The following is a 2,389-nucleotide window of genomic DNA, read 5'->3' as shown; positions in this document are numbered from 1 at the left end:
TATCCACAGCGGTTAAAACCGCTCGTGTCGCTTCCCTCTCAGCCCTAAAGGGACTGAGTTTCCCGCTTGCCGTGTATTCTTATGAATTTTAGTACCGCTCTACCCACTTTTGTAATTACCCTGCGAGAAGGTGTCGAAGCCGCTTTAGTTGTGGGTATTGTTCTCGCATTATTAAAAAAAGCCCAACAATCTCGACTCAACCCTTGGGTTTATGCTGGCGTAATTGTTGGTATTATTGTCAGTGGCTTAATCGGTATTTTATTTACGGGGATCATTAAATTCTTAGGATCTATTAATCCTCAATATACCTCTGTTGTTGAGCCAACATTGGAAGGTGTATTTAGTGTTTTAGCAATAGTCATGCTGAGTTGGATGTTAATCTGGATGACAAAACAAGCCAGATTTATGAAAGCACAAGTTGAGGGAGCAGTTACCGACGCAATAGGCAAAAATTCCAATGCAGCTTGGGGAGTTTTTAGTTTAATTCTAGTCGCCATTGTCCGCGAAGGATTTGAAACTGTTCTCTTCGTTGCAGCTAATTTTCAACAAGGTTTATTGCCGACTTTAGGCGCACTTGGTGGTTTAGCCACAGCGTCAGTAATTGGCGTTTTATTATTTAAATGGGGTGTGAAAATTAATATTCGCCAATTCTTTCAAGTTATGGGCGTTTTATTAATATTAATTGTTTCTGGTTTAGTAGTTTCCGGTTTACAACATTTTGATGAAGCTACAGCTAATCTAGCTTTGAGTAGTCGTTCTTCAGAAAATCTTTGTTTCTATTATGAACACTTTACCAGAATTCACTCTTGTATCTTAGGTCCAATGGTTTGGAATGCTGAAAAAATCTTATCTGACGAACAGTTTCCCGGTATCATTCTCAAGTCCTTATTTGGTTATAGAGACAAAATCTATATTGTTCAAGCCGTGGGATATTTGGTATTTCTCATCAGTATTGGTGGGCTATATTTCCGCAGTATCACAGGTGGAGATAATCAGAATAGCAAAAATAAAGTCATGACTACTACCCCAGGGCGGAATTAAAAATAATAGATTGGTAATCAGGGAAAAGATTAAAATTTTTACCTATTCCCTGCGATGCACTGAGCTTGTCGATAGCGAAGCGTGGCGTAAGCCATAGTGTTCCGTCTAGGCTGCATTTTACTCCGAAACCTGGAAAGTCGAACTAATTACAGGACCCGACATTTCCGCAAGAGGTGAGACTGCCTTGGGATGTATTGGAGTAGTTTTACTCAATACGGCGATGAGTTGCAATAAAAATGTAATAAAGGCCGCTTGTATAAGTTTTTCTAGCATAATATCCCTCTCTTTATTTATATGGATGAGACTTCCATAGGAACTTGTTATTCTCAATACACTTTGTGTTATTGGTTTATCGGATTTGGTGAATATAATTTGAGAATAGCTCAGAAATCTGTGAAAAAATGTGATTCAGTTCTCTCTTTATATGCACCTGACAACGTGGACGTTTGTTTTTTCCAAAAAGTGTCCTGAAAATCCAAATTTATTTTTAAATCCCTGGGGATATCTCATTGTTTTACTCCAGTCACTCAATTAGCAAGAACCGTAATAATACTGATATTTGTGTAAAATATATTTCTTTACATGAGCTTCTATCTGCTCTCTTCACCCGGCTTGTCCTAATCTTAATTGGCAATTTCAACACAATTAGCCGTTGTCACCGATAGAATAAATGAAAAATAGCTAAAACACACTAAATGATTCCTATCGTTATTGAACAATCCGGCCGAGGCGAACGCGCCTTTGATATCTATTCACGGCTGTTGCGTGAGCGGATTATTTTTTTGGGAGAACAGGTTGATAGCAATCTGGCTAACTTGATTGTTGCCCAACTGCTGTTTTTAGATTCTGAGGACGCGGAGAAGGACATATATATGTACATTAATTCTCCTGGTGGTTCTGTGACAGCGGGAATGGGTATTTTTGACACCATGAAGCATATTCGCCCTGATGTCTGTACAATTTGTACTGGATTGGCGGCCAGTATGGGAGCTTTTCTCCTCAGCGCGGGTACAAAGGGTAAAAGGATGAGTTTACCCCATTCACGGATTATGATTCATCAACCCCTCGGTGGCGCTCAAGGACAAGCAACTGATATTGCAATTCAAGCCCGCGAAATTTTGTATCACAAGCAGCGGCTAAATGAATTTCTCGCTGATCATACTGGTCAACCATTTGAGCGGATTTCTGAAGATACCGAACGTGATTTCTTTATGTCTCCCGCCGAAGCCAAGGAATATGGCTTAATTGACCAAGTAATTGACCGTCATGCCGCCGGTAGTCGTCCTGTACCTCTAGTTTAGTTATTGGTCAGTTGTCAGTTGTCAGTTGTCAGTAGGGGCGAAGCATT

2 protein-coding genes are annotated in these 2,389 nt (G+C 40.0%); both read left to right on the top strand.

Annotated features, from left to right (window positions below; translation table 11 throughout):
- The first annotated feature begins 81 nt into the window (after positions 1-81).
- On the top strand, positions 82-1,041 hold the full coding sequence (locus tag FJR06_RS21055) for an FTR1 family protein (protein WP_015083164.1): 960 nt from the start codon (positions 82-84) through the stop codon (positions 1,039-1,041).
- Positions 1,042-1,736: 695 nt separating this feature from the next.
- Complete coding sequence (gene clpP / locus FJR06_RS21050) at positions 1,737-2,342, top strand: ATP-dependent Clp endopeptidase proteolytic subunit ClpP (RefSeq protein ID WP_015083163.1); 606 nt, start codon at positions 1,737-1,739, stop codon at positions 2,340-2,342.
- Positions 2,343-2,389 lie beyond the last annotated feature (47 nt).

Origin of the sequence: Dolichospermum sp. UHCC 0352 (genome assembly GCF_009711925.1) — a bacterium.
Lineage (GTDB): Bacteria > Cyanobacteriota > Cyanobacteriia > Cyanobacteriales > Nostocaceae > Dolichospermum > Dolichospermum lemmermannii.
This window is presented reverse-complemented; position numbering and strand designations above follow the sequence as displayed.

Coding starts and splice junctions, on each gene's coding strand:
- FJR06_RS21055 (WP_015083164.1), top strand. CDS start 82: ATGAATTTTAGTACCGCTCTACCCACTTTTGTAATTACCCTGCGAGAA.
- clpP (WP_015083163.1), top strand. CDS start 1,737: ATGATTCCTATCGTTATTGAACAATCCGGCCGAGGCGAACGCGCCTTT.